We start from the raw sequence: 1,066 nt of genomic DNA, 5'->3' as shown, positions 1-1,066 counted from the left end.
CTGATAGGCAGGCAGAGCCACCGCAGCCAGGATACCGATAATCGCCACGACGATCATCAATTCGATCAGGGTAAAACCCCGTTGGATTGAACGCTTCATAAAAACTCCTTGGTTAAAAAAACTAGCTCAACTGTTCAGCAGTTTTTGTGCCACGTTAAAGAGCCTTCTTTTTCGTGATTTTTGGGCCGTAAAAGGCCGCCAACTTACTTTTTTGACTCTCGCCCCTAAATCCAACGACATTTTTGTCACTTGATGCAGACGGATCGGACCATCTTTAAATCTGTCATGCCCATGAGTACCTTTTCCATGCCATCCATCTTGAGCGTCCGCATGCCGCTGTTGACAGCGCTTGCAAACAGCTCCGCGACACGCGCCCGCTCCTGGATCAATTTTTTGGCAGCATCATCGGCAATCATCAGTTCATGCAAGCCAATACGGCCCTTGTAGCCGGTCTTGTTGCACTTGTCGCAGCCGACCGCACGGTACAAGGTCAATTTATCGTCCTTCCCATAGCGCGCCATCCAGTCTTCATAGAGTTTTTGTGACTCGCCACCAGGATCGGCTTTCCAGGCTTCGGTATGGCGCAGCTCTTCGGCGTATTCCTTGATGAAATCTTTGACTTCCTGAGCACTCGGCTGATAAGCCTCTTTGCAGTCGCAGAGTTTTTTGGCCAGACGCTGAGCCAGGATACCCAACAATGCGTCCGCAAAATTAAAGGGATCCATGCCCATGTCCAGCAGGCGGGTGATGGACTCGGGGGCCGAATTGGTGTGCAGCGTCGAGAAAACCATGTGCCCCGTCAATGAAGCTTCCACGCCCATCGCCACGGTTTCTTTGTCGCGGGACTCACCGACCATGATGATGTCGGGATCGGCTCGCAGGAAAGCACGCATGACCAGTGCGAAGTCAATGCCCGCCTTCCTGTTAATTTGCACCTGACGCAAACCCTTCTGGGTAATTTCCACGGGGTCTTCGGCGGTCCAGATTTTGGTGTCCGGGGTGTTGAGAAACTTCAGGATGGAATGCAGGGTCGTGGTCTTGCCGGAGCCTGTGGGGCCACATACAT

General features: G+C 52.5%; 2 protein-coding genes. Both read right to left on the bottom strand.

All coding sequences use genetic code 11. The features are described 5' to 3' along the window. Positions 1-99 (bottom strand): pilin (locus AC1D1X_RS24170; RefSeq protein WP_477699469.1); only part of this gene is annotated, 99 nt, incomplete at its 3' end. 146 nt (positions 100-245) lie between these two features. Continuing rightward, the coding region (locus AC1D1X_RS24165) for a GspE/PulE family protein (protein WP_477699468.1) at positions 246-1,066 on the bottom strand (821 nt) is incomplete at its 5' end.

The organism is Polaromonas sp. P1_G4 (assembly GCF_056405475.1).
Note: the sequence above shows the minus strand (reverse complement) of the source record. Positions and strands in the feature narration are given on the sequence as shown.